The organism is Collinsella sp. TM09-10AT (genome assembly GCF_003436275.1).
Classification (GTDB): domain Bacteria; phylum Actinomycetota; class Coriobacteriia; order Coriobacteriales; family Coriobacteriaceae; genus Collinsella.
Genome location: NZ_QSOP01000028.1, coordinates 1 through 24,110, shown reverse-complemented (window position 1 = coordinate 24,110; position 24,110 = coordinate 1). Strand labels below are relative to the sequence as shown.

The 24,110-nt window shown below is 61.4% G+C and carries 23 protein-coding genes and 5 tRNA genes; 26 read left to right on the top strand and 2 right to left on the bottom strand.

The features are described 5' to 3' along the window. The 4 genes from DXD77_RS09510 to DXD77_RS09495 form a co-directional block, all read left to right on the top strand. Positions 1-703 (top strand): DUF3825 domain-containing protein (locus tag DXD77_RS09510; RefSeq protein WP_233506793.1); only part of this gene is annotated, 703 nt, incomplete at its 5' end. Between the two features lie 138 nt (positions 704-841). Continuing rightward, positions 842-916: transfer RNA gene (locus tag DXD77_RS09505), tRNA-Val, on the top strand. Positions 917-1,363: 447 nt separating this feature from the next. Beyond that, complete coding sequence (locus DXD77_RS09500) at positions 1,364-2,521, top strand: hypothetical protein (protein ID WP_117564779.1); 1,158 nt, start codon at positions 1,364-1,366, stop codon at positions 2,519-2,521. A gap of 367 nt (positions 2,522-2,888) precedes the next feature. Continuing rightward, positions 2,889-2,961: transfer RNA gene (locus DXD77_RS09495), tRNA-Ala, on the top strand. 209 nt (positions 2,962-3,170) lie between these two features. Here the strand turns inward: DXD77_RS09495 and DXD77_RS09490 are convergent. Continuing rightward, a tRNA-Ile gene (locus DXD77_RS09490) sits at positions 3,171-3,246 on the bottom strand. Positions 3,247-3,798: 552 nt separating this feature from the next. On the opposite strand from DXD77_RS09490, the gene DXD77_RS09485 reads away from it, so the two are divergent. From DXD77_RS09485 to DXD77_RS09390, 20 genes are all read left to right on the top strand, one after another. Beyond that, positions 3,799-3,871: transfer RNA gene (locus DXD77_RS09485), tRNA-Ala, on the top strand. Between the two features lie 75 nt (positions 3,872-3,946). Continuing rightward, the gene (locus DXD77_RS09480) at positions 3,947-5,980 is read left to right on the top strand and encodes an ABC-F family ATP-binding cassette domain-containing protein (RefSeq protein WP_117648526.1); all 2,034 of its coding nucleotides are present in this window, start codon (positions 3,947-3,949) and stop codon (positions 5,978-5,980) included. After that, a complete protein-coding gene (locus DXD77_RS09475; RefSeq protein WP_168170409.1) occupies positions 5,967-6,263 on the top strand; it encodes a hypothetical protein in 297 nt (98 codons plus the stop codon). The genes DXD77_RS09480 and DXD77_RS09475 overlap by 14 nt, the downstream gene beginning before the upstream one ends. 9 nt (positions 6,264-6,272) lie before the next feature. Beyond that, the gene (locus DXD77_RS09470; protein ID WP_117636997.1) at positions 6,273-6,956 is read left to right on the top strand and encodes a site-2 protease family protein; all 684 of its coding nucleotides are present in this window, start codon (positions 6,273-6,275) and stop codon (positions 6,954-6,956) included. An 84-nt stretch (positions 6,957-7,040) separates the two neighbouring features. Then, on the top strand, positions 7,041-7,853 hold the full coding sequence (locus DXD77_RS09465) for a ScpA family protein (protein ID WP_117648525.1): 813 nt from the start codon (positions 7,041-7,043) through the stop codon (positions 7,851-7,853). Between the two features lie 11 nt (positions 7,854-7,864). After that, on the top strand, positions 7,865-8,593 hold the full coding sequence (gene scpB / locus DXD77_RS09460; RefSeq protein WP_089571912.1) for an SMC-Scp complex subunit ScpB: 729 nt from the start codon (positions 7,865-7,867) through the stop codon (positions 8,591-8,593). Between the two features lie 22 nt (positions 8,594-8,615). After that, entirely contained in the window at positions 8,616-9,545 is a 930-nt protein-coding gene (locus tag DXD77_RS09455; protein WP_199409033.1) for a pseudouridine synthase, read from the top strand. 66 nt (positions 9,546-9,611) lie between these two features. After that, complete coding sequence (gene cmk, locus DXD77_RS09450; protein ID WP_117637000.1) at positions 9,612-10,298, top strand: (d)CMP kinase; 687 nt, start codon at positions 9,612-9,614, stop codon at positions 10,296-10,298. A 3-nt stretch (positions 10,299-10,301) separates the two neighbouring features. Then, positions 10,302-11,030 (top strand): lysophospholipid acyltransferase family protein, encoded by a 729-nt coding sequence (locus DXD77_RS09445; RefSeq protein WP_117637001.1) that lies wholly within the window; start codon positions 10,302-10,304, stop codon positions 11,028-11,030. Between the two features lie 2 nt (positions 11,031-11,032). Continuing rightward, the gene (ispH, locus tag DXD77_RS09440) at positions 11,033-11,932 is read left to right on the top strand and encodes a 4-hydroxy-3-methylbut-2-enyl diphosphate reductase (RefSeq protein ID WP_117637002.1); all 900 of its coding nucleotides are present in this window, start codon (positions 11,033-11,035) and stop codon (positions 11,930-11,932) included. A gap of 2 nt (positions 11,933-11,934) precedes the next feature. Continuing rightward, positions 11,935-13,377, top strand: coding sequence for a DUF512 domain-containing protein (locus DXD77_RS09435; protein ID WP_117648524.1), 1,443 nt, complete (start codon positions 11,935-11,937; stop codon positions 13,375-13,377). 10 nt (positions 13,378-13,387) lie between these two features. Beyond that, positions 13,388-14,722: a ribosome biogenesis GTPase Der gene (gene der / locus DXD77_RS09430; protein WP_117648523.1), complete on the top strand. Its 1,335-nt coding sequence runs from the start codon at positions 13,388-13,390 to the stop codon at positions 14,720-14,722. Beyond that, positions 14,715-15,398 carry a glycerol-3-phosphate 1-O-acyltransferase PlsY gene (plsY, locus tag DXD77_RS09425; protein ID WP_117648522.1) on the top strand — a complete coding sequence of 228 codons (684 nt, stop codon included), beginning with the start codon at positions 14,715-14,717 and terminating at the stop codon, positions 15,396-15,398. Before der ends, plsY begins: the two co-directional genes overlap by 8 nt. Before the next feature lie 9 nt (positions 15,399-15,407). Beyond that, positions 15,408-16,415: an NAD(P)H-dependent glycerol-3-phosphate dehydrogenase gene (locus tag DXD77_RS09420; protein ID WP_117648521.1), complete on the top strand. Its 1,008-nt coding sequence runs from the start codon at positions 15,408-15,410 to the stop codon at positions 16,413-16,415. Between the two features lie 18 nt (positions 16,416-16,433). Further along, positions 16,434-17,105, top strand: coding sequence for a ribulose-phosphate 3-epimerase (gene rpe / locus DXD77_RS09415; RefSeq protein ID WP_117648520.1), 672 nt, complete (start codon positions 16,434-16,436; stop codon positions 17,103-17,105). Between the two features lie 6 nt (positions 17,106-17,111). After that, entirely contained in the window at positions 17,112-18,290 is a 1,179-nt protein-coding gene (locus DXD77_RS09410) for a cysteine desulfurase family protein (RefSeq protein WP_117648519.1), read from the top strand. After that, positions 18,287-19,096 (top strand): Nif3-like dinuclear metal center hexameric protein, encoded by an 810-nt coding sequence (locus tag DXD77_RS09405; RefSeq protein ID WP_117648518.1) that lies wholly within the window; start codon positions 18,287-18,289, stop codon positions 19,094-19,096. The genes DXD77_RS09410 and DXD77_RS09405 overlap by 4 nt, the downstream gene beginning before the upstream one ends. Continuing rightward, a complete protein-coding gene (locus DXD77_RS09400; RefSeq protein WP_117648517.1) occupies positions 19,093-19,812 on the top strand; it encodes a zinc ribbon domain-containing protein in 720 nt (239 codons plus the stop codon). The genes DXD77_RS09405 and DXD77_RS09400 overlap by 4 nt, the downstream gene beginning before the upstream one ends. A 3-nt stretch (positions 19,813-19,815) precedes the next feature. Then, positions 19,816-21,027 (top strand): bifunctional phosphopantothenoylcysteine decarboxylase/phosphopantothenate--cysteine ligase CoaBC, encoded by a 1,212-nt coding sequence (gene coaBC / locus DXD77_RS09395; protein ID WP_233506792.1) that lies wholly within the window; start codon positions 19,816-19,818, stop codon positions 21,025-21,027. Positions 21,028-21,107: 80 nt separating this feature from the next. Beyond that, a tRNA-Pro gene (locus DXD77_RS09390) sits at positions 21,108-21,184 on the top strand. A gap of 545 nt (positions 21,185-21,729) precedes the next feature. On the opposite strand, the gene DXD77_RS09385 is transcribed toward DXD77_RS09390, so the two are convergent. Further along, positions 21,730-22,680 (bottom strand): DUF6273 domain-containing protein, encoded by a 951-nt coding sequence (locus DXD77_RS09385; RefSeq protein ID WP_147325440.1) that lies wholly within the window; start codon positions 22,678-22,680, stop codon positions 21,730-21,732. Between the two features lie 250 nt (positions 22,681-22,930). On the opposite strand from DXD77_RS09385, the gene DXD77_RS09380 reads away from it, so the two are divergent. Then, positions 22,931-23,179, top strand: coding sequence for a hypothetical protein (locus DXD77_RS09380; RefSeq protein WP_117638267.1), 249 nt, complete (start codon positions 22,931-22,933; stop codon positions 23,177-23,179). 2 nt (positions 23,180-23,181) lie between these two features. Beyond that, entirely contained in the window at positions 23,182-24,099 is a 918-nt protein-coding gene (locus DXD77_RS09375; protein WP_117648515.1) for a hypothetical protein, read from the top strand. The last annotated feature ends 11 nt before the right edge of the window (positions 24,100-24,110 follow it).

Genomic DNA, 24,110 nt, shown 5'->3' with positions numbered 1-24,110 from the left:
GCCGTGTTCCGCTATGCGGTTGTCAATTTGCGAAAGAAATTATGCGTCACCGTTTTCGTTTAGCCGTGCGGTGTTCCTGACCGAGCGCGACGTGGACCAGACCGCGCCGTCCAACCTGCCTTTGGTGTTCGACAACGACCAATGCCTGTTCAACACCGGCCTGTACACGCGTCGCTACGAGACCATCTACGGCCTGTTTGAGCCCAACACCAAGCCCGACGCGCGCCAGCGCTGGTTTTTGAAGGGCTTCTTTAAGGAGAGCGACCCCATGCTGGTCTCGTTTGAGTACCTGCCGTGCCGCGTGCGCTTTGCCGAGGACCCCTCCGAGCTGGTCTTTGACTACCGCTTGCCCATCCGCTCCAACATCGACCACATTCTGGGCGATGAGGAGAACCTTACGCGTATTCCCGCTAGCCTGATGGGGGAGGGCAACTCGCTGCTGCTGCGCCGTGCCTTTGAGGGCGCCGTCGTCGAGGCCGCCCGCCGCGCCGCCGCCAACTACACGCTCGCCGTGCCGCAGTTCTACGGCGGTCGGATCCAACTGCTGCTGCCGCTGTGCCTAACCGGCGACAAGCCCGAACTGGCGCTGACCATCCAGCGCGAGGACGGTTTCTACGCCGCGCGCACCTGCCTCACGCTCGACATGGCATACAACAATGCGCGACTAATCTGTCGCCCCGAGACCTCGTGGATAAAGCGGTAAATGGTGGTTAAGCTGCTGTTTTACCTATTGCTTTGGTTGCTTTGGCTTAGCTAGCATCCACGAATTTAAAATCGGGGGCAAAAAGTTCTTGGTAAACCAGGCGCGGCTATGATAGTATCTCTTTTGCCGAAAGGCGACGGGCGATTGGCTCAGGGGTAGAGCATATCCTTCACACGGATGGGGTCACAAGTTCGAATCTTGTATCGCCCACCATCAAAAGCGCAGGTCAGAGGTGTTAAGCCTCTGGCCTTTTTCTATTTGATACCAAGGGTGACACCAAAAGTGACACCAAATTTTCGATTTTTATTAGCATGGGGTCCTATTTTTTATTGATCGCAAACCCTTCATAGTTCCTACATATTGAATATTATTTTCGTTCGTTGACCAACTATAGAGTGACGTCGTCGAACATTTTGAAAATAGTTCACGCGATCTTTCAATGAATTCTTTGCATGATTCATACGCAATTGTGGAGAAAAAGACCACTGGCTCACAGCTCGTACCAGCACATTCACGCCTCGTGACAACCTTTCAACACATCCCATCCATTTTTTGGTCAGCGTTTGGTCAGCTTCCGGTACTTACCCGCATGATGCCCCAGTAGATAATCGTCCACGACCACAACCGCATGGCCTACGGCCGATACCAAGGGAGGCGCAAATGGACGAAATCGTCTGCGCAAACACCGCATTCCGCTATTGGCGCTGCCCACCGCAGGTGCGCGACCTCTACCCGCGCCTACCCAACTCCGAAGAAGGCTGGCGAGCTCTATCCCAAGCCCCATTCGTAACCGACGTCCTCAAGACCCCGATTATCGCTGTTGCTTCGCCAGGTTATTGCAATCACCACTCGGGATTGCGCTCCACTATTCGCTGGGAAGGGACATCGGATGTCAGCACAACAATCGACACTAATTTAGGCTTTAGTGTTACCAATCCGCTTAACACATTATTTACTATGACACGCTTTGTGTCCCAAATAGATCTCGTACTGGCTATGTACGAACTTTGCGGTTGCTTTTCCGTTTTCGAGCTTGCTCCCGCTGCCGAAATGCAGTTAAAAATGGCGGTAGAGGAGAATCGCAATTCCAGCACGCAGGATCTGTTCGAACTTGGAGAAGGCGAAGACGAGGTTCCTTGGAAACGAGTTTACGCCCGCGCAACCGTAAAGGCCACAGATAAAGAAGGCCAAACGAACAAGCGTGAGGATGGAAGAGAGGTTACGAAACTCAAAGGCACTTCTCTTTGGATGAGAAAGCCGCTCATCGAGCTAAGCGATCTACATCGATTCGCCGACAAGGTCAAAAGTCAAATGTGGGGAAAGCAGTTTTATGATGCCGCTCAGCAGGTTATCGGCATTGCTGCGTCTCCGCTCGAGGTCGCGGGGGTACTGCTTCTAAGTCGTTCTCGACGTCTAGGTGGTTCAGGATTCAGATACGTGTACCTCAACGATTTAACCCCTCTATCCGTGGCAGCCCAAAGCATCGCAGGCCAAAAGGTCTGCTACGGCGACATCGTGATCGTAAACCCAATCCTAATGAAGGCAGTTATTATCGAGATCCAAGGTGAGGTCATTCATGGCTCAGGTGCAATACTTGACCACGATGCGGAGCGCATGACTGCGTTGCAGAGCATGGGATTCGATGTATTCCTGGTGACTCACGATATGCTCAACGATTCAAAGCTGCTAGACACCATAGTCAGAAGTGTCTGCGACCGTTTAGGGATTCGCTATAAAGCCAAAACTGAGGCAATGAAGTGCGCCGAGACGAGACTGCGAGCAAATGTTTTGTGCAACTGGTTGGAAATCGGAAATTAGTCGGCGACAAGGCGCTAGAACTACCTAGTTTGCCTGTTAGTGAAATAATGTCATTTCAAAACTATGCCGGATTACGGGGCTGGACCCGGACTGGCCGTCCATACCCTGCATTTCACGGAATACGCAAGCCGTCTACCTGCGGTTTTGATTTTACCGATTACGGCATGCTCGGGGGTTCCCGGCCTGGCCCCGTAAACCGGCATAGTTTTGAAATCGCCGGGTCGGCGGGAGCGCGATTGGCCCCGGTAATGGGCCTGGCGCCGGCAAGACGGCCGTTGGGCGGATGGCGGCCCGCGCCGCGACTGCGAAATTTTCCAAAAATGTCCTTGCATCGCCGTCCGAGTTCCCGTATAGTACTTTTTCGCACGGGGGCGTAGCTCAGCTGGGAGAGCGCTTGACTGGCAGTCAAGAGGTCAGGGGTTCGATCCCCCTCGTCTCCACCCGAGCATTGAATGAGGCTCCAACGCAAGTTGGGGCCTTTTTTCTTATCTAACGATTGAAGCCATGTGTTGGTTGGGTAGCATCTTGGCGACATTCCCATTGTTAATTACGAATATGAATGTTAATAACTTTACGTCTCTGGATGGCAAAGCTAGTTTGCAGCGCTAACAACAAAGAGGCCGGGCGTAATGCCCGGCCTAAAATACTCTGGTGGGCCCTCCGGGATTCGAACCCAGAACCCAGGGATTATGAGTCCCCTGCGCTAACCGTTGCGCCAAGAGCCCTTATGAACGGTGAATGCAATTCTAATAAAGGCATCTAAGGCCTAATTTCTTCGCTTCACGTCGTGAAATACTACCATGCACGAGCAAGTCGCACAACGCAAGATCAAGTCCAATGCTAAACAACAACCAATCTAGGCGCGTCGCAGAAAAGACGTGTTTTAGAAAAAGTTAAGGCCATTAATTCAGGGCTCAAACACATTTAACCGCGAAATCAAGCTGATGCCATTTCAAAACACCGCCAGTTTACTACGACTGATCGGCGACTCCCGAGCACCGCGTGTTCCCCGTTTGCAAAACCGCAGGTAGGGAGCCCGACGGTTGCGTGAAAAGGCGTGCGTGGTCGAACATTCCTGATTCATCGTAGTAAACCGGCATAGTTCTGAGGCGCAGAGGAGGGGCGGTTCGCAATCGGGTCCGATAATGGAACTGGCGGAGCACGGGAAACCCGGTTGAGCGGGCGGGTCGTGTTTCGCCCGTGCCGGCACGGGCGAAAGTTTTTCCAAAATTGCCCTTGCATCGCCGTCGGAGTTCCCGTATAGTACTTCTTCGCACGGGGGCGTAGCTCAGCTGGGAGAGCGCTTGACTGGCAGTCAAGAGGTCAGGGGTTCGATCCCCCTCGTCTCCACCCGAGCATTGAATGAGGCTCCAACGCAAGTTGGGGCCTTTTTTCATATTGGCACACAAGGTCAAAGGCGGCACCATGATCCTCCTGGTCGACAAGATCGAAAAAAGCTTCGGCGCACGCGTCCTCTTTAGCGGCGCGTCCTTCCAGATCAACCCCGGCGAGCGCTTCGCGCTCGTGGGCCCCAACGGCGCCGGCAAAACCACCATGCTCAAGATCATCATGGGCATCGACAGCCCAGACGCCGGCCAGGTCCAGTACGCCAAGGACTGCCAGGTGGGCTACCTAGAGCAGGAAACTAATCTGGAGCACAAGGACACCGCCATCCTCGCCGAGGTCATGGCCGCCGCCAAGGAAATCCGCCGCATGGGCGAGCGCGCTAACGAGCTGCAGGCCCAGATCACCGAGCTCTCCGAGCAGGGCAAGGACGTCGACGCGCTCCTTAACGAGTACGGCCAGGTCCAGGACCGCTTTGAGCGCCTGGGCGGCTACGAGCTCGAGAGCAACGCCCGCAAGATCCTGTCCGGCCTTGGCTTTAAGGTCACCGACTTTGAGCGCCCGTGCTCCGAGTTCTCGGGCGGCTGGCAGATGCGCATCGCGCTCGCCAAGCTCTTCCTGCGCCACCCCGATCTACTGCTGCTGGACGAGCCCACCAACCACCTGGATCTCGAAAGTGTCCAGTGGCTGCGCGGCTTTATCGCCAACTACGACGGCGCCGTCCTCATCGTCAGCCACGACCGCGCCTTTATGGACGCCTGCGTCGACCACGTCGCCGCGCTCGAAAACCGTCGCGTGACCACTTACACCGGCAACTACAGCAGCTACCTCAAGCAGCGCGAGGACAACCTTGAGCAGATGCGCGCCAAGCGCGCCGCCCAGGAGCGCGACATCGCCCACATGCAGGTCTTCGTCGACAAGTTCCGCTACAAGCCCACCAAGGCCGCCCAGGCCCAAGAGCGCATCCGCAAGATCGAGCAGATCAAAAAGGAGCTCGTCATCCTGCCCGAGGGCCACAAGCACATCGACTTTAAGTTCCCCGACCCACCGCGCTCCGGCGATATGGTCGTGGGCCTCGAGGGTGTGTCCAAGTCCTACGGCGACAAGCACATCTACAGCGACATCGACCTCAAGCTCTACCGCGGCGAGCATGTGGCGCTCGTCGGCCCCAACGGTGCCGGCAAGTCCACGCTCATGAAGATCCTCGCCGGCCTGGAGCCGCCCACCACCGGCACCCGCGACCTGGGCACCAACGTGGGCGTGGCCTATTACGCCCAGCACGCGCTCGAGGGCATGACCGAGTCCAACACCGTCCTGCAAGAGATCGACACCGTCACGCCCAAGTGGACCGTGCCGCAGCAGCGCAGCCTGCTGGGCGCCTTCCTGTTTAGTGACAACGATTCCATCGAGAAGCAGGTACGCGTCCTCTCCGGCGGAGAAAAGGCGCGTCTGGCGCTCGCCAAGATGCTCGTGGCCCCCGAGGCGCTCCTGTGCCTGGACGAGCCCACCAACCACCTAGACATCGACTCGGTGGACATGCTCGAAAACGCCCTGCAAAACTTCCCCGGCACCGTCGTGCTGATCAGCCACGACGAGCACCTGGTGCGCGCCGTTGCCAACCGCGTGATCGACATCCGCGACGGCAAGGTCACGGTCTATGACGGCGACTACGACTACTACCTCTACAAGCGGGAGGACCTGGCAGCCCGCGCCGCTGCCGAGGCGGCAGGGGAGAGTGCTCCGGCCACGGCCAAGTCCGCCAAGGTCACCGCAGCCCAGCCCGATACGCCCGCCGCTGCTTCCAAGCCTGCCGAGGGCAAAAAGACCAAGGAGCAAAAGCGCGCCGAGGCCCAGGCCCGCGCCGCGCTCAACAAAAAGCTCAAGGGCGTGCGCAACCAGCTCAAGAAGATCGAGACGGAGCTCGATAAAAAGCGCGCCCGCTATGACGAGCTTATGGAATTGATGGCAAGCGAAGAGCTTTATGCCGATCAAGACAAGTTCAACGCCGCGCTGGGGGAATATAACGGCCTTAAGCAAGAGCTACCCAAGCTCGAGGACGAATGGCTGGAGCTTTCCACCCAGATCGAAGAGGAGACCGCGCGTGAACTCTCGTAAGGCCGCTGCCGTGGCGATGAGCATCATCGCCATCGCCTGTCGCATCTGCGGCATCTTTATGAGCGCGATGACTGTGCTGCTGTGCTTTAGTGGCCTCACCGCCAAGCTGCAGATTGTCGGCTTTGTCGTCGAGCTTTCTCGCGCGCTGCCGAGCGCCATCGCCGGCTACGGCGTCATCACCTCGCCCTTTGGCGGCGTCTTCCGCCTGGATTACGCCATCGTCGCTGTGATCCTGTTTGTAATTGACTACCTGCTCACGCGCGCTTCGCGCCGCGTCCGCTAGGGGAGCGCCATGTCCAGCAGCTACATCATGAACCTGCTCGCCAGTGCCGTCGCCGTCATCGTGGGCATCGTGATCCACGAGAGCGCACACGCCGCCGCGGCCTGGGCGCTCGGCGATAAGACGGCGAGTTCGCGCGGCCGCGTGTCGCTCAACCCGCTCAACCATATCGACCCGTTTGGCACCATCATCCTGCCGCTGCTTATGCTTGCCGCCGGCGGTCCCGTATTCGCCTTTGCCAAACCTGTGCCCGTCTACCTCAACAACCTCAAGCACCCCAAGCGCGACGAGGTCCTGGTGAGCGTAGCCGGCCCCGCATCGAACATCGCACTCGCGTGTCTTGCTGCCGCCCTCATGCGCCTGACCTATGGCAACCTCTACACCAGCATGTCCTTTGCCGTGGCATCGCAGATCATGAACTTCGGCGCCACGTTCATCGTAGTCAACCTGTCACTCGCGTTCTTCAACCTCATCCCGATCCCGCCGCTCGACGGCTCGTCGATCATCGTGCCCTTCCTCAAGGGCAAGGCGCTCGCCAACTACTACCGTCTGCAGCAATACGCCATGCCCATCCTCATCCTGGTGCTGTACCTGCTGCCCATGTGGACCGGCATCGACGTGATCGGCCGTTATTTCGACGTTACCGTGTATCCGCTTGCCGAGCAGCTGCTCAACTTCGCAATCGCCGGCATCTAAGGTAAACTTACAGTTCGACCGTGCAAAACGGTCGAAACATGCACCCAAGCCGCGCCGCGAAGGCGCCGTCAAAGGAGGTCGAAGATGTCGTATCGCGTGTCGACGCAGGTCTACAGCGGACCGTTCGACCTGCTGCTGCAGCTGGTTACCCGCCAAAAAGTTGATATCGGCGCTATCTCCATCAGCGAGGTGGCCGAGCAGTACCTTGCCGAGGCCGAGCGCATCGAGGCGTTGGACCTGGACGTGGCGAGCGACTTTTTGCTGGTCGCGGCAACCCTTTTGGACATCAAGGCCGCCTCGCTGGTGCCGCAGGAAGCCCCGCGCAAAGCTGATGACGACGATGACGAGTTCGACGAAGACCTTGAGGAGCTCAGCACGCTCGACGGCGACGCCCTACGCGAGGTCCTGATCCAGCGCCTGATCGCCTACAAGCAGTTTAAAGGCGCGGCTGCGGCCCTCGGTGCCCGCATGCAGGCCGAAAGCCGCATGCACCCGCGTGTGGCCGGCCCCGACCCCGAGTTCCTGGGGCTCATGCCCGACTACCTGGCCGGCATCACCCTGCGCGGTCTGGCCGTCATCTGTGCCGACCTGGACGGCAAGCGACAGACCTTCTTGCTGGAGGCCGAGCACGTGGCACCGCATCGCGTGCCGCTCGACCTGACCGTGGCCTCAGTCGACCGCTTTACCATGGCGCACCAAACCTGCACCTTCCGCGAGCTGTTGGACGGCGATGCCACCACCGAGCAGCTCGTCGTTACCTTTCTGGCCATGCTCGAGCTCGCCAAGCGCGGCTCGCTCACGCTGAGCCAGGACGAGATCTTTGGAACCATTCAAATCAACCGCGTCGAGGGCGCCGAGGCATACGTGCCCGGCGAGGGCCCCGAGCTCACCGAATAGGAGCGGCAACCATGTCAACCCTTTCAACGCTGGAGGCAAACAGCCTCAAAGGCGCCCTCGAGGCGCTGCTGCTGGTGTCGAGCGACCCGGTGAGCGCGCCCGCGCTGGCAGGCGCGCTGGATATCGCCCCCGGCGAGTGCGCGTCGCTGCTCGCCGAGCTCAAGGTTGAGTACGAGGAGGCCAACCGCGGCTTTCAGCTGCGCGAGGTCGCCGGCGGCTGGCGCCTGTTCACGCATCCCGCCTACCATGACGTGGTCGAGGCCTACGTGCTGAGCTGGGACACGCAAAAGCTGTCGCAGGCGGCGCTCGAAACCCTGGCCGTCATCGCATACCACCAGCCCGTGACGCGCGAGGTGGTCAAGGGCATCCGCGGCGTCAACTCCGACGGCGTCATCGCGTCGCTCGTCGACAAGGGTCTGGTGCGCGAGCTCGGCCGCGACCCCCAGCGCGGTCAGGCGATCATCTACGGCACGACCAACGCCTTCTTGGAAAAGTTCGGTCTGCGCTCCACCCGCGACCTGCCCGATCTGGAGCAGTTTGCCCCCGACGAGCAATCGCGCCAGTTTATCCGCGAGCGCCTGAGCGGCCGCAGCATTCAGTCCACGCTCGAGGAGCAGGCCGAGGACCTGGACGAAGAGCGCGAACTGCTCGATACCGATGTTGAAGATGTTGAGGCAGTCGAGGACTTGGAAACCCTGGTCGTCGACGAGACCTCGGAGGATTTGCATGACGAGGACTAACGAAGTAGGGGAGACGCGCGCCATGGGCAACGCAGTACCCGCAACCGACGCACAGCCCGTCTATCCGCACACCATGCGCCTGCAGCGCTTTTTGGCGCGCGCGGGCGTGGCGAGCCGCCGTGGCTCGGAGGACCTAATGACCGCCGGCCGCGTGACCGTCAACGGCGAGGTCGCGACCGAGCTGGGCACCAAGGTCGACGTCGACTGCGACCATATCGAGGTCGATGGCATGCCCGTCAAGCTCAACCAGGGCGCCGTGTACCTGATGCTCTATAAGCCGACGGGCTACCTCACCACCATGAGCGACCCTCAGGAGCGCCCTTGCGTGGCCGACCTGGTCCCCCGCGGCCGCTTTCCGGGACTTTTCCCGGTGGGCCGCCTGGACCGCGACACCACAGGCCTTTTGCTCTTTACCACCGACGGCGACCTGTCGCAGGACCTGCTGCACCCCAGCAAGCATGTCTATAAGACCTACCAGGCACTCGTTGACGGCCAGCTGTCCGACCACGATCTAGACCCGCTCCGCCGTGGCATCGAGCTCGACGACGGCCTGTGCCAGCCGGCAATCTGCCGCGTCATCAACGCGCGCGAGGCCGTGGCCGTGGCTCCACAAGGCGTCAAGCCCGGTACCACCGCCGTGGAGATCATCATCCGCGAGGGGCGCAAGAACCAGGTCAAGCGCATGCTGAGCAAGATCCACCATCCGGTAATCCGCCTGCATCGCTGCAACTTTGCCGGCCTTGAGCTCGAGGGCGTGGCCAAGGGCTCGTGGCGCGAGCTCACCGACCGCGAGGTGCAGATCCTCAAGGCCGGCGGCATCCCGCCCAAGCAGGCGAGCGCCAAGAGCAACGGCGGCAAGCCCCAAGACACGCCCGCCAGCCGCACGCGTCACCACGGCAGCCACGGCTCCGCACCCAAGCGCAACACCTACCGCGAGCGCTACACAGGCTAGGCAACCCGCCGCGCCCCAGCACCCGCGAACCATACCAGCACGTCAACCATCGAAAGGAAGCATTGCATGATCGTCGCCATCGACGGCCCCGCCGGTTCCGGCAAGTCCACCATCGCCAAGGAAATCGCCCGCCAGCTGGGCTTTAATAAGCTCGACACGGGCGCCATGTATCGCGCCGTCACCTTCGCCGCGCTCGACCGCGGCATCGATCTAGACGACGAGGCGGCTATCGACGCCCTCGCCGAGCAGATCGAGATTCGCTTTACCAACGGTACCGGCGAGGACACGCGCCTGACCATTGACGGCCAGGACGCTTCGGCCGCCATCCGCACCCCGCAGGTCGACGCCAACGTGTCCAAGGTATCGGCCTATCCGGGCGTGCGCGCCGCCATGCTCATCCACCAGCGCCGCGCCGCCGAGGACCGCGATATCGTGGCCGAGGGTCGCGACATCGGAACCGTCGTGTTCCCCAACGCGCAGGTCAAGGTCTTCCTGACCGCCGACCCGCGCGAGCGCGCCCGCCGCCGCGTGCTGCAGCGTCACCAAAACGACGCCCAGCCGCTCACGCCCGCGCAACTCGAGGCCGAAGTCGACGAGACCCTCGACGCCCTCAAGCAGCGCGACAAGCTTGACAGCAGCCGCGAGGTCGCCCCGCTCGTGCCCGCCCCGGACGCCGTGCACGTCGACTCCACCGCCCACACCATCGATGAGGTCGTCCGCATTATCGAGGACCTCATCAACCAAAGGAGGTAGCCCATGCGCCTGTTTAAGCAGACGCCCGAGGATTACTACAACGCCCCCTACGCCGAGTTCCCGGCGCTCATCCGCGGCACCGTCGTGGTGGTCATGGCTATTCTGTGGGCCTTCTCCAAGCTCATGTGGCGTTGGAAGGTCGAGGACGCCGACCTGCTGTTTGAGCGCCAGGAAGGCCGCGGCAGCGTGGTCATCTGCAACCACACCTCGATGGCTGAGCTCTTGGCCGTGGAGACGGCGCTGTTCTTTGGCGGCCGCCGCATTCGCCCTATCTTTAAGTCCGAGTTCGCCAAGAGCAAGATTGTGCGCTGGGCTTTTAGCCGCGTTGGCGGCATCCCCGTGGAGCGCGGTACTGCCGATATGAAGTGCCTGCGCGCCGCCCAGCATGCGCTGCAGCGCGGCGAGGACGTCCTGATCTTCCCCGAGGGCACGCGCATCCGCTCGCGCGAGATCAAGCCAGAGGTCCACGGCGGCTTTGCGCTCATCGCTCAGATGGGCAAGGCGCCCGTCAACCCGCTCGCCATCTGCGGCTGGTCCGACATCACGCCCGCAGGCAAAAAGCTCATGCGTCCCAAGAAGTGCTGGATTCGTGCCGGCAAGGCCGTCGCGCTTTCGGACGCGCCGGCCGGGCTTAAGCGTACGGAGCGCCTGACTTGGTTTGAGTCCGAGGCCATGAACCGCGTCTACGCCATGCGAGACGAGCTGTGCGCCGAGCATCCGGGCAGGTTCTAGCCATGAGCGAGAACGTGACGAACACTGCCGTGACCGCGTCCGACCAGGCAACCGCGCCTACCATCGAGATCGCCGCCCACGCCGGCACTTGCTACGGCGTACAGCGTGCACTCGATATGGCGCTGGCCGCTGCGCCGCAGGCAGGGGAGTGCAATCAGGTCCATACCTTGGGTCCGCTCATCCATAACCCCATCGTGGTGCGCGAGCTTGCTGAGGCAGGCGTTGGTCTGGCAGAGACCCTGGACGACGCCGCATCGGGCACCGTGATCATCCGCGCCCACGGCGTGGTGCCGCAGGTGATCGATGCCGCTCGCGAGCGTGACCTTAACGTCGTCGACGCCACCTGCCCTTACGTCAAGAAGGTCCACGTGGCCGCCGAGCGCCTGGTACGCGAAGGCTACCGCGTGATCGTCGTGGGCGAGCCGGGCCACCCCGAGGTCGAGGGCATCCTGGGCCACGCCGGTAATGACGCGCAGGTCGTGAGCTGTGCCGCCGACGCCAACGCCTTGTCGCTCAAGGGCAAGGTGGGTCTCGTCGTGCAGACCACCCAGACCGCGCAGAACCTCGCCGAGGTCGTGGCGAGTATCACCCCGCGCGTGCAGGAGCTGCGTGTGATCAACACCATCTGCGCCGCCACGAGCGAACGCCAACAGGCAGCAGCCACACTTGCCAACCGCTGCGACTGCATGGTCGTCGTGGGCGGCAAGAACTCGGGCAATACCCGCCGCCTGGCTCAGATTTGCGCAGTCGCCTGCGAGCACACGCATCACATCGAGGAAGCTTCCGAGCTCCAGGCCGCGTGGTTTACCGACGCTCACCACATCGGCATCACTGCCGGAGCCTCCACCCCGCAAGAACACATCGAGCGCGCCGTCGCGCGCATCAAGGAGCTTTGCCGCTAACCATGGACCAGACCGTACCCGCATATGCCGCCGAGGTGGCCGATTACGGGCGCAGCCGCGACCCCGAGCCGGGTGAGGGCGCGCTCGTAAAGAACGTGCGTCCCGAATCGCCCGCGTGGGATGTGGGTATCGAGCCGGGCATGCGCGTGCTCACGGTCAACGGCGAGGCGCTCACCGACATGATCGTGTGGCTCTGGGAGGCCGACGATGATACCGTCGACCTCGAGGTTTTCGACCCGCGCGACGGCACCGTCGCCCCCGTCGAGCTCGACCGCTTTCCCGGCGAGGATTGGGGTTTGGAGTTCGATGGCCCCATCTTCGACGGCATGCGTACCTGCGTCAACGCCTGCGTGTTCTGCTTTATGACCATGCTGCCCAAGGGCGGCCGCTCCACGCTCTATATTCGCGATGACGACTACCGCCTGAGCTTTTTGCAGGGCAACTTTGTCACGCTCACGAACCTCTCCGACGAGGACGTGCAAAACGTCATCCAACGCAACATGAGCCCCATGAACGTGTCGGTCCACGCCGTGAGCCCCGACGTCCGCCGCCGCATGATGGGCCGCAACGCCCAACGTGGCATGGACGTGCTCGAGGCAATCATGGCCGCCGGCATCGAGATTCATGCGCAGATTGTGCTGTGCCCCGGCATGAACGACGGCGAGGAGCTGGAAAAGACCCTGCGCTTTTGCGAGGAGCACGAGCAAATCACAAGCCTGGGCATCGTGCCGCTCGGCTTTACCAAGCATCAGAACCGTTTTAGCTGGTCCTACAGCGACAAGCCCGAGCTAGCGCGCGAGACCATTGCCATGATCCGTCCCTACCAGGACCGTGCCTTCGAGCGCTTTGGCCGCCACACCTTCCAGATGAGCGACGAGTTCTATCTGGACGCCGGCATCGATCCTCCCGAGGCAGACTTTTACGACGGTTACCCGCAGTACTACGACGGCATCGGCATGATCCGCTCGTATCTAGACGAGACCGACGACGTGCTGGCTACCGATGCCGAGCGACTGGCCCGCGTCCGCGAGGCCATCGCCGCCCGCAGCCAGCACCTGCTGTGCCTCTCCGGCGCCAGCGCGCGCGACACCGTGGCGCGCTTTGTGGAGTCGCCGCATGGTCTCGCCGGCACTGTCACGGCCATCAAAAACCGCTACTTTGGTGGCAACGTGGACGTAACCGGCCTCATCGTCGCGTGTGACATTCTGGAGCAGCTGCCCCAAGATCTGTCGGGGGTTATGCTCTTTGTGCCTAAGCTCATGTTCAACGCTGACGGCATGACGCTTGACGAGTATCATCGTGACGATTTACTCGCAAGCCTTACCAGTCGCGGCGCCGAGGTTCATGTGGTGTCGACCATGCCGCATGAGCTGCTCGATACCCTGGAGCATATCCTTGGCATTGTGCCTGCCGACTCTAACATTTCCACTGACCCTACCCATTAAAGGAGTGCAGATGAAACCTATCGTCGCCGTCGTCGGACGCCCCAACGTGGGCAAGTCCACGCTCGTTAACCGCCTGGCCCAGACCTCGGACGCCATCGTCCATGAGTCCCGCGGCGTTACTCGCGACCGCTCGTATCACACGGCCGATTGGAACGGCCGCGAGTTCACCATCGTCGACACGGGCGGTATCGAGCCGCTCAAGAGCGACGACGTCTTTGCCACGTCTATCCGCGACCAGGCCCTCGCCGCCGCCGAGGAAGCCGCCGTCATCCTGTTTGTGGTCGACGGCCGCACCGGCGTCACCGAGGAGGACGAGTCGGTCGCTCGCATGCTCAAGCGCTGCGACAAGCCGGTCTTTCTGCTGGTGAACAAGCTCGACAACCCCGAACGCGAGAACGACAGCATCTGGGAGTTCTATTCGCTCGGCATCGGTGAGCCCACGCCCCTCTCGGCCCTGCATGGCCACGGCACGGGCGACCTGCTCGACGATATCGTGGCCCTGCTTCCGGAGGAAGAGGACGAGGTCGCCGCTGAGTTCCCCGATGCGCTGAACGTGGCCATCATCGGCCGCCCCAACGCCGGTAAGTCCTCGCTGTTCAACCGCATCCTGGGCGCCGACCGCTCTATCGTGTCCAACATTGCCGGCACCACGCGCGACGCCATCGACACCGTCGTGGAGCGCAACGGCAAGCACTACCGCATGGTCGACACCGCGGGCATCCGCAAGAAGAGCACCGTGTACGAGAACATCGAGTACTACTCGATGGTCCGCGGCCTGCGCGCCATCGACCGCGCCGACGTGGCGCTGCTCGTCGTCGACGCCTCCGTGGGCGTTACCGAACAGGACCAGAAGGTCATGGGTCTTGCCATCGAGCGCGGCTGTGCCATCGTTGTGCTGCTCAACAAGTGGGACCTGCTCGACGACGACCGTAAGCGCGAGGCCTGCATGGAGACCATCGACCGCCGTCTGGGCGTCATGGCTCCCTGGGCCCAGTACCTGCGCATCTCTGCCCTCACTGGCCGCAGCGTCGAGAAGATCTGGGCGATGGTCGACGCCGCCGAAAAGACACGCTCGCAAAAGATCAGCACCTCGCGCCTCAACACGTTCCTCACCGACCTGCGCGAGTTTGGCCATACCGTGGTGGACGGCAAGCGCCGCCTGCGTATGCACTACGTGACCCAAACGGGCGTCAACCCGCCGACGTTTACGTTCTTCGTCAACCACAGCGACCTGGTCAACGACACCTACCAGCGCTACGTAGAGAACCGCATGCGCTCGACCTTCGACTTTGCCGGCACGCCCATTCGACTCTTCTTTAGGAAGAAGGAGCAAAAGGATGCATAATCCGATTCTGCTGACCGCCATCTGCGCCGTGGTCTCGTTCTTTATCGGGGCGATTCCGTTTGGCCTGATCCTGGGCCGCGTGTTCAACCACACCGACATTCGCAAGGCGGGTTCCGGCAACATCGGCACCACCAACGCCCTGCGCGTGGCCGGCCCCAGGGTGGCCGCGCTCACCCTGCTGCTCGACTGCCTTAAGGGCGCCATCTGTGTCCTTATCGCGCGCCCGCTCATCGCGAGCGTGGGCTATGGCTTCCCCGTGAGCATCATGGCCCCCGGCGCCGCCGGCGACTGGATGCTTGGCGTCGTCTGCCTGGCAGCCGTGTGGGGCCATATCTTCTCGCCCTACCTTAACTTCCATGGCGGCAAGGGTATCGCAGTTGGTCTGGGTGTCATCCTCGCCTGGTACTGGCCTATTGGCCTGTCGCTGCTGGGCATGTTTATCGTAGCCGTCGCCATCACCAAGTATGTGTCAGTGGGTTCGCTTGCCGCAGCCATCGGACTTCCTATCGCTGCTTGCGCGGTCTTTCCGTACAGCAGCCTAGGCCTCAAGTTCTGCATGGCGATGATCGGTATCACCGTGGTGTGGGCCCATCGCTCGAATATCCAAAAGCTCATGGCCGGTAAGGAGTCCAAGCTCTCGTTTACCAAGCGCGTCACCGAGCCCGACGATAAGTAGGAGAGAGTCATGAATGTTGCGCTGATTGGCTCCGGCTCCTGGGGAACCGCCGTCGCCGGCCTCGCCGCCGAGCGAGCCGAGCGCGTGACCATGTGGGCCCACAGCGAGCAAACGGCCACCGGCATCAATGCCGAGCACCGCAATCCCCGGTATCTGGTGGACTACGAGCTGCCCGGCAACGTTGTCGCCGCCACGGACCTGTCGCAGGCGCTCGACGGCGTCGAGGCCATCATCTTTGCCGTGCCGTCCACGCACCTTCGCAGCGTGTGCCACCAGGCCGCGCCCTTTATCGCCGCCGACACCCCGACACTCTGCCTCACCAAGGGTATTGAGCCCGAATCCGGCCTGCTTATGAGCGAGGTCATCGCCAGTGAGATCGGCAACGAGTCGCGTGTCGCGGCGCTCTCGGGCCCCAACCATGCCGAGGAGATCTGCCGCGGCGGGCTTTCTGCCGCCGTCATCGCCAGCAAAGATCCGCAGGTAGGGGAGACCTTTAAGGACCTGCTCCTATCCACGGCCTTCCGCATCTACCTGTCGCAGGATATGACCGGTGTCGAAGTTTGCGGCGCTATGAAAAACGTCATCGCCATCGTGTGCGGCATTTCCGCCGGTTCTGGTGCGGGCGACAACACGCTCGCCCTCATCATGACGCGCGGCCTGGCCGAGATCAGCCGTCTGGTGCACGCCCGCGGCGGTCAAGCCATGACCTGCATGGGTCTTGCCGGCATGGGTGACCTCATTGCCACCTGCACCTCCGAGCATTCGCGCAACCGCACCTTTGGCTACGAGTTTGCCCACGGCGTCTCGCTCGACGAGTACCAGGCACGTACGCATATGGTGGTCGAGGGCGCCGTCGCGGCCCGCAGCGTCAGTGAGCTTGCCCGTTCACTGGGCGTAGACATTCCGCTCACCTTTGCCGTGGAGCAAACGCTCTACAACGGTGTTACGTTGGATAGGGCGCTCGAGATTCTTACCGACCGCGTACCCTCCCAAGAGTTCTACGGACTCACCGACTAGTGCAGAAAGGCTACTACCATGGGTTCCATTAAAATCGCTCCGTCCGTCCTCTCGGCCGACATGGCCAACCTCAAGGGCGAACTCGACAAGATCGCCGGTGCCGACTACGTGCACTTCGACGTCATGGACGGCCACTTTACCGGCAACCTCACCTTTGGCGTTGACATCCTCAAGGCCGTCAAGCGCTCCACCGACGTGCCGGTCGACGCGCACCTGATGGTGTCGAACCCCGACGAGACGGTCGATTGGTACGCCGACGCCGGTGCCGACATGATCACCGTGCACTACGAGGCTTCCACGCACCTGCACCGCACGCTCACGCATCTGCAGCAGCGCGGCGTCAAGGCCGGCGTGGTGCTCAACCCCGCCACCCCCGTGTGCGTGCTCGAGAGCATCATCGACGTCGTCGATATGGTGCTGCTCATGAGCGTGAACCCGGGCTTTGGCGGTCAGAGCTTTATCCCGGGCACCATCGCTAAGCTCCACGAGCTCAGGGCCATGTGCGAGCGTCACGGCGTTTCGCCCCTCATCGAGGTCGACGGTGGCATTTCTTCCAAGAACATTGTCGAGGTCGTCAAGGCCGGCGCCAACGTGCTCGTGGCCGGTTCTGCCGTATTTAAGTCCGAAGATCCCGCTGCCGAGGTTGCGCTGCTGCAGAAGCTGGGCAACGAGGCCGCACAGGAGGCATAAACCCTTATGACCGCAGGTCAAAACCGCATACCCGTGAATCTTGACTATGCCGCCTCGACGCCCATGCGCGCCGAGGCGCTCCTTGCGCAGCGCGAGTACGACGACAGCGAGCTTGCCGGCGTCAACCCCAACTCGCTGCATTCGCTCGGCCGCAAGGCTGCCGCGCGTCTGGAGGTTGCACGTCGCGAGATCGCCCGCAGCTTTGGCACGCGCGTCCGCCCGTCCGAGATTGTACTGACCAACGGCGGCACCGAAGCCAACCAGCTGGCGCTGCTCGGTCTTGCCGAGGGCGCTCGTCAGCGCGATCGCAAGCGCGATCGTGTAATCGTTTCGGCCATCGAGCACGATTCGATTCTGGACAACCTGCCGTTGCTGCGTGCCGCCGGCTTTACCGTCGACCTGGTACAGCCCTGCCGCATGGGCTACATTGAGCCTGCCACGCTTGTCGAGCTGCTAGGCGACGACGTGGCGCTCGTGAGCATCATGGTTGCCAACAACGAGACCGGCGTGGTGCAGCCCATCCGCGAGCTTGCCGCGGCCACGCATACCGTGGGCGCCCTGTTCCACACCGATGCAATCCAGGGGTATCTGCATATTCCGCTCGATGTCACCGAGCTGGGAGTTGACGCCATGACCGTTGCCGCGCACAAGATCGGTGGCCCCGTGGCATCCGGCGCGCTCTACCTTAAGAACCGCACGCCGCTGCGCCCGCGCATCTTTGGCGGCGGACAGGAAGCCGGACGTCGTGCCGGCACGCAAGACCTGCGCACGCAGCTCGCCTTTGCCGCTGCCGCCTCGTCTCTGACGCCCCATGTGGCTCAGGAGCGCGCGAAGCTGCAAGCCCTTTCCGACAAGCTCTACGCCACGCTTACGGCCCACCAGCGCATTCACGCCACCATGGGTGACTACGCACAAGCCGACCGTCTGCCCGGCATGGTATCGATCTACATTGACGGCATGGACTCCGAGGAACTCATCATCAAGCTCGATGCCGCCGGCTTTGAGGTGTCGGCAGGCTCGGCATGCTCGAGTGGCAGCATGGACCCGAGCCATGTTTTAAGCGCGATGGGCATCGGTCGCGAGCAGGCATTGGGCGCACTACGCATTTCCTTTGACGACCGCGTGAATCCGGACGATCTGGACGAGTTTGCCCAGACGCTGCTCTCGATCGTAGGCGCCGCATGATCGTCGCCGAGCTTGAGCGCGCGCTGCTGGCACGCTATCCCAAGACCGATGCCGAGAGTTGGGACCATGTAGGATTCTCCGTCGGCGACCCTGCCGCGGAGATTACCGGTGTTGCCTGCGCACTCGATGCGACCGAAGCCAATGTGCACCGCGCCCAGGAGGCCGGCGCCAACGTGCTGCTAACGCATCATCCCATCTATATCAAGGCGCCCGAGGCGTTTTGTCCGTCGGATTCCACACGCCCCCAATGCAGCGCCGCGCTGTACGAGGCAGCTCGTTGCGGCGTGAGCATCATCTCGCTTCACACCAACCTGGACCGCTCGCACGAAGCGCGCGTTCGCCTGAGCGATTTGCTAGGCGCAAAGCCCATAAGCTCGCTGGAGCATGCGGACGAGCCTGAACTCACCGGTCTGGGCGCCCTTGCGACCCTCAACGACCCCTGCAGCCTGCGCGACCTTGCCGCCCGCGCCGCCCAGGCGTTTGGCAGCGACCCGCGCGTGTGGGGCGAGGCAGATCACCCGTGCCGCGCCATCGCCATTTTGGGCGGCTCCTTAGGCGACTTTGGAGAGCTCGCCATCGCCGCGGGCGCAGATGTTATCGTGACGGGCGAGGCAGGCTACCACGTGGCACAGGACCTTGCCTTGCGCGGGCTGCCGGTGATCTTGCTCGGCCACGACCGCTCCGAGGAGCCGTTCGTTGATATATTGATGAACTCTGCAGTTGACGCCGGGGTCGACCCCCGTCATGCGATTAAAATACTGAACCCTTGCCAATGGTGGACTGTGACAAAAGGAGAGAACTTATGAGCGCCGGCGCTACGCTACTCAAGCTGCAACAGATCGATTTGGAGCTCGCCCGCAACAAGAGCGAACTTGCCAATATGCCGGAGCTCAAGGAGCTCGCTTCCAAGCGCAAGACCTATGTGAAGCTCAAGTCCGAGATGACCAAGCTCTACGCCCAGCGCAAGGATCTGGACATTGAGCTCGACGATCTCAACACCACCGAGATTCAGACCAACAACGCCATCGAGGCCGCCAAGAAGCGCCACGTGGACGGCTCCGACTACCGCGAGGTTCAGGACCTGGAGAACGAGCTCGCCACCCTGGCCAAGCGCTTGGACAAGATCGAGCACACCCGCAAGGACGTCGTCGTCGCCCATAAGGAAGCGCTTGACCGAGAGGCTCGCGCGCAGGCCATCATCGCCAAGTTCGAGGAGGGCGTGAAGGCCGATACCAAGGCTGCCCGCGCCAAGGCTGCCAATCTGCAGGCTCAGATCGATGCCGCCACCAAGGAGCGCACCGCGCTTGCCGCCACGCTGCCGACCGACGTGCTCACCGATTACGAACGTCTGCTCAAGCAGTTCCGCGGCCTGGCCGTCGAGACCATCAAGGGCAACATCCCCACGGTCTGCCACACCGCGCTGCAGGCATCGTCCATGAGTGACCTCAACCACGACGGTAGCGAGATTACGCACTGCCCGTACTGCCACCGCCTGCTGGTGCTCCCGAGCAAGGAAGCTTAAACGATGGCGGCACCCAACAATTCAATGCAACTTGAGGGAAAAACGATCCTGCTGGGCATTACCGGCGGGATCGCCGCCTATAAGTCGTGCAATATCGTGCGCCTGCTCCAAAAGCGCGGCGCGCACGTCAAGGTCGTCATGAGCGAGCATGCCACTGAGTTTGTGGGGCCGCTCACCTTCCGCGCGCTCACCAATGAGCCGGTCGCGGTTGGGCTATTCGACGACCCGTCTGACCCCATCCACCATATCTCGCTGGCGCAGGAGCCCGATTTGGTGGCCGTGGCGCCCGCGACGGCCAATATCATCGCCAAGATGGCCAACGGCATCGCCGATGACCTCATCTCCACAACGTTGCTTGCGACACCGCGGCCCGTCGTTATCGCGCCGGCCATGAACAATGGCATGTGGAAGGCGTCGGCCACGCAGGCCAACATGGCCACGTTGCGCGACCGCGGCGTTCACGTGGTGGGACCCGGCAGCGGCTACCTTGCGTGCGGCGACGTGGACACGGGCCGCATGAGCGAGCCCGAGGACATCGTCGAGGCCGTCTGCGAGGTGCTCAACCCCGTCCCGCAAGACCTGGCGGGCAAGCGCGTCGTGATTACCGCCGGCCCCACGCACGAGCCGATTGACCCTGTGCGCTTCATTGGCAACCGTTCTTCGGGCAAGATGGGTATCGCCCTGGCGGGGGAGGCCGCACGTCGCGGTGCCGCCGTCACGCTCGTGCTGGGACCGACATCGCTCGACGTTCCCCACGGCGTGGAGTGCGTGCGCGTGCAGACCGCCGCTGAAATGCTGAAGGCAGCGCTCAGCGCCTTTCAGACGGCCGATGTGGCCATTTGTGCGGCCGCTGTCGCCGACTACACCCCCGTATCCCCTGCGGACCATAAGCTCAAAAAGGCCAACGAGCGCTTGGATCGCATCAAACTGGTCGAGACGGTCGATATTTTGGCTGAGCTTTCGCGCCAGAAGGGGGAGCGGTGCGTGATCGGCTTTGCGGCCGAGACCGATAACGTCCTGGAGTACGCACAGCGAAAGCTCGACCGCAAGGGTTGCGATGCCATTATCGCCAACGATGTCTCACGCGCCGATTCGGGCTTTGGAACCGATACCAACAAGGCCTGGATTGTGAGCAAAGCGGGTACGCAAGAACTTCCCGTTCTAACAAAACCCCAGCTCGCAGATACAATTTTGGACTTGCTTCAAAATTTGTAAAAAAGTTCTTGCACAAGTCTAAAGTTTCGGGTTAATATACTCCCTGTTGCGAGCGAGAGCAGAGCAACAAACAAAAGCTTCGGGACGTGGCGCAGCTTGGTAGCGCACTTGACTGGGGGTCAAGGGGTCGCTGGTTCGAATCCAGTCGTCCCGACCAGAAGTTTGCAGGTCAGGCACCTAGTGCCTGACCTTTTTGTTTTAAGCAATTGCTTAATATTGTTTAAGCAACAGGGTGCCAAAAATCTACCTGCGCGATAATCGCCTTTTGCGGCTACTTGCGCGTTTTGCACACGCTTGAGCCGATTTATTAACGCGATATGAATCTACATACGCGTAGCTGGTATGCAGCCGAGTACAGACTGTATTTATCGCGGCGATTTACACAGATATAGCGACTGTAACGGACAAGCGTGTCGCTGTATTTATTCCAGTAGTTCACTTGACCGGTGGACAAGTGAGCGGTTGCAACGAAACGGCAAGCGGGATGGGCCCTATACGAGGGCGCCGCAGAGGTAATAGAGGTGAAGTGCGGCAGGCGCTCTGAGAGGCGCAGTACGACCCCTTTTTCCTCGAACCGACTACCTTTGTACCATGAACCTCAAATTGTTCAAGTAATCGCCAAAAGAAAGGCCCGCGCAGGATTGCACGGGCCTTTCACTAGACAAACTAGAAGACAAACTAGAAGACAAGCTAGAAGACAGGTTAAAAACACCAGGCGAGGCATATGCAATACGAGTACGTCGCGCCGTAGTCGTTATAGTTACCGTTGCTATAGATACAGCGGAAGTACGCGGAGCCGCTCGGATCCACGGAGCGCGTCCAGTGATAAAAGCTCGACGACACCCCTGAATGGTTCGAGTACGTCACGCCCTTGGATTTGTAGTACTCGTACTGGGTACCGTCGGTCTGGCGGTCTCCGTAGATCTCGGTCATCGAGAGCAGGAAGACTTTATCGGTCGTGGCCGATGGGGCGCTGGCACTGCCACCACCCTTGTTATCGGTCATCTTCGTGACGGCCTTCGCCTTGGACTGGAGATCGATCGGTAGGAGCGACCAGAGGTCACCGGAATTGAGGCGGCCGCGGATCTCCGATTTCTCCCAGCCGCCGGCATTGGTGCTCGTGGCGTTCATTCGCTGCTCGTCCATGGCAGTGTTGGTTACCTCGAACGTGAGCCCAGCCTTACCGGAGCCGTCCGCGAGGTCATCGTGGTTGATACCGATGATGCGATACTCGAGCGTCTTGCCGTTCGTCAACTTCATCGAGAACTTCGTCCCCGCGTCCATCGCGGCCTTCGCCTTTGCGTACGCCGGCGACGCCTCGCCCTTGGCGGCGATGTCCTTGGCCACGGCCTCCTGCTCGTCGAGCGTCCAGTCCTTCGCGTCCTTGGCGACAGCCGCCTGGACGGTCGCGGAATCGGCTCCCGCAGAGCCGCCGCCGGTTGCGCCGCCCTCGACCCCGCCGGTCGTCCCATTGCTCACCGTGTTGCCGACCAGGTTGAACTGGTTGCGGATGGCCCCCGCCACGCCGGGTCCCGCGAACACGATCACCAGGCCGATGATGGCGATGATCAGGACGTACTCGATGATAGATTGGCCTTGGAGGCGGGTTCTCCTAGGAGATACCCCCCCCCCGAAGGTTAATTGCCGCTGCATGCATTTGCGGCTCCCTTCGCTCAGGGTTTGTAGATACATCGCCGAGCGTAGGGCTATTTCAGATTTCTGCATCGGTCTTGCCGCAGCGGCAAACGTAATTAACTAAACGCCTTCGCGGCGCAATCAACCGCTCACTCAATCGAATTTGTTGCTCAACAAATTCGCAGGTGAGGACAGCAGAATTGGTGTTACCGGAAGTTACGGAGGACCGCCGGTGTCGAGGCGGGCGGTCGAGAAGAAGGGACCAAAAATGAGAAGCCTGGAGCTGATAATCTTCTTCCTGCCTCTCTTGGCGATCGCCGCCAACATCTGCGGCGTAGCGGAGCTCGTTAAGATTGCCAGGGCCAAGGGGCATTACACCAATGGCGCGGGAATCCTCTGGTTCATCGGCCTTTTCGGCACCGCGCTCATGGTCGGCCTGATCGTCTGCGCTCTGCCCGACCGAGCGGCACCGGCGCCCAGCGCACAAAGGGACGAAGACGCCCTGCCCGAGGTGTAGTAATGCCGAAATACAAGATAGCCTACCGCGACGCCAACCCCTCCTGGCAGGAGCTTTGCCCTGTCAGGATGTTAGCCATCCAAGTCTCCAGAGACACCGAGACGGGAGCCTGCTTCCTCCAAACAAAGATCGTCAACGTATCGACGAAACCCATCAGCCGCATAGAGTTCACTGTCGGGCTCGAGGGCGAGGGAGGGGAGACGGAGACCGTCGACTTCTCGCTCCTAGATGCCGACCTGCCCGCCGGCGAGGTGCTCAGGCCCAAGGCGGTGAGAATCAAGCTGTCTGTTATCACCGGCTCGCGTGCCGTTGTGACCCGAGCGGACGGCGAGACCTCCTTCGGCGACCCGATCGACATCGATAGCCCCGCGCCACTCGCACTCAACGGGGTCGAGGAGTCGGAACGCGATGTCCTGCTCTCCGAGATGGGGGCCGATACCTTCAAATGCGCGGGCGTCCATTCCGAACACGACGGGTGGTGGCAGTGCGGCTGCGGTGCGGTGAACCTCAAGCGCGGTACCTGCTGGAACTGCGGCGCCGTGCGCGAGAAAATGGCGGATCTGGAAGATGCCGCGTTCCTGGATGAATCCAGAAGGGACAGGGTCTACAAGACGAGCGTCGCGATACTCGAGAAGGGCAACAGGAAGGAAGCTGAAGCCGCCAAGGAGAGCCTCGAGAGGCTGGCCGAGCAGGGCTACGGGGATTCGGGCGAGAAGGCAAGAGAGGCCGGCATGAAGATTGCGAACCTCTCGAAAAGGAGGAAGAAGATAGCCGTCGCGGGCCTTGGAAAGGATTACGCCGGGGACGTTCTTGTTGGAGTCGCTATGCAGTGTATTCGGGCTGATGTTCCAGTCGGAACAATCCAGATGGAGACTCCGACGGTGACGCATAATTTCTTTCGCAAATTGACAACCGCATAGCGGAACACGGC

Bases quoted from the DNA above. Each gene is read 5' to 3' on its own strand.
- DXD77_RS09500 (WP_117564779.1), top strand. From the start codon at position 1,364: ATGGACGAAATCGTCTGCGCAAACACCGCATTCCGCTATTGGCGCTGC.
- DXD77_RS09480 (WP_117648526.1), top strand. From the start codon at position 3,947: ATGATCCTCCTGGTCGACAAGATCGAAAAAAGCTTCGGCGCACGCGTC.
- DXD77_RS09470 (WP_117636997.1), top strand. From the start codon at position 6,273: ATGTCCAGCAGCTACATCATGAACCTGCTCGCCAGTGCCGTCGCCGTC.
- DXD77_RS09465 (WP_117648525.1), top strand. From the start codon at position 7,041: ATGTCGTATCGCGTGTCGACGCAGGTCTACAGCGGACCGTTCGACCTG.
- scpB (WP_089571912.1), top strand. From the start codon at position 7,865: ATGTCAACCCTTTCAACGCTGGAGGCAAACAGCCTCAAAGGCGCCCTC.
- DXD77_RS09455 (WP_199409033.1), top strand. From the start codon at position 8,616: ATGGGCAACGCAGTACCCGCAACCGACGCACAGCCCGTCTATCCGCAC.
- cmk (WP_117637000.1), top strand. From the start codon at position 9,612: ATGATCGTCGCCATCGACGGCCCCGCCGGTTCCGGCAAGTCCACCATC.
- DXD77_RS09445 (WP_117637001.1), top strand. From the start codon at position 10,302: ATGCGCCTGTTTAAGCAGACGCCCGAGGATTACTACAACGCCCCCTAC.
- ispH (WP_117637002.1), top strand. From the start codon at position 11,033: ATGAGCGAGAACGTGACGAACACTGCCGTGACCGCGTCCGACCAGGCA.
- DXD77_RS09435 (WP_117648524.1), top strand. From the start codon at position 11,935: ATGGACCAGACCGTACCCGCATATGCCGCCGAGGTGGCCGATTACGGG.
- der (WP_117648523.1), top strand. From the start codon at position 13,388: ATGAAACCTATCGTCGCCGTCGTCGGACGCCCCAACGTGGGCAAGTCC.
- plsY (WP_117648522.1), top strand. From the start codon at position 14,715: ATGCATAATCCGATTCTGCTGACCGCCATCTGCGCCGTGGTCTCGTTC.
- DXD77_RS09420 (WP_117648521.1), top strand. From the start codon at position 15,408: ATGAATGTTGCGCTGATTGGCTCCGGCTCCTGGGGAACCGCCGTCGCC.
- rpe (WP_117648520.1), top strand. From the start codon at position 16,434: ATGGGTTCCATTAAAATCGCTCCGTCCGTCCTCTCGGCCGACATGGCC.
- DXD77_RS09410 (WP_117648519.1), top strand. From the start codon at position 17,112: ATGACCGCAGGTCAAAACCGCATACCCGTGAATCTTGACTATGCCGCC.
- DXD77_RS09405 (WP_117648518.1), top strand. From the start codon at position 18,287: ATGATCGTCGCCGAGCTTGAGCGCGCGCTGCTGGCACGCTATCCCAAG.
- DXD77_RS09400 (WP_117648517.1), top strand. From the start codon at position 19,093: ATGAGCGCCGGCGCTACGCTACTCAAGCTGCAACAGATCGATTTGGAG.
- coaBC (WP_233506792.1), top strand. From the start codon at position 19,816: ATGGCGGCACCCAACAATTCAATGCAACTTGAGGGAAAAACGATCCTG.
- DXD77_RS09385 (WP_147325440.1), bottom strand. From the start codon at position 22,680: ATGCAGCGGCAATTAACCTTCGGGGGGGGGGTATCTCCTAGGAGAACC.
- DXD77_RS09380 (WP_117638267.1), top strand. From the start codon at position 22,931: ATGAGAAGCCTGGAGCTGATAATCTTCTTCCTGCCTCTCTTGGCGATC.
- DXD77_RS09375 (WP_117648515.1), top strand. From the start codon at position 23,182: ATGCCGAAATACAAGATAGCCTACCGCGACGCCAACCCCTCCTGGCAG.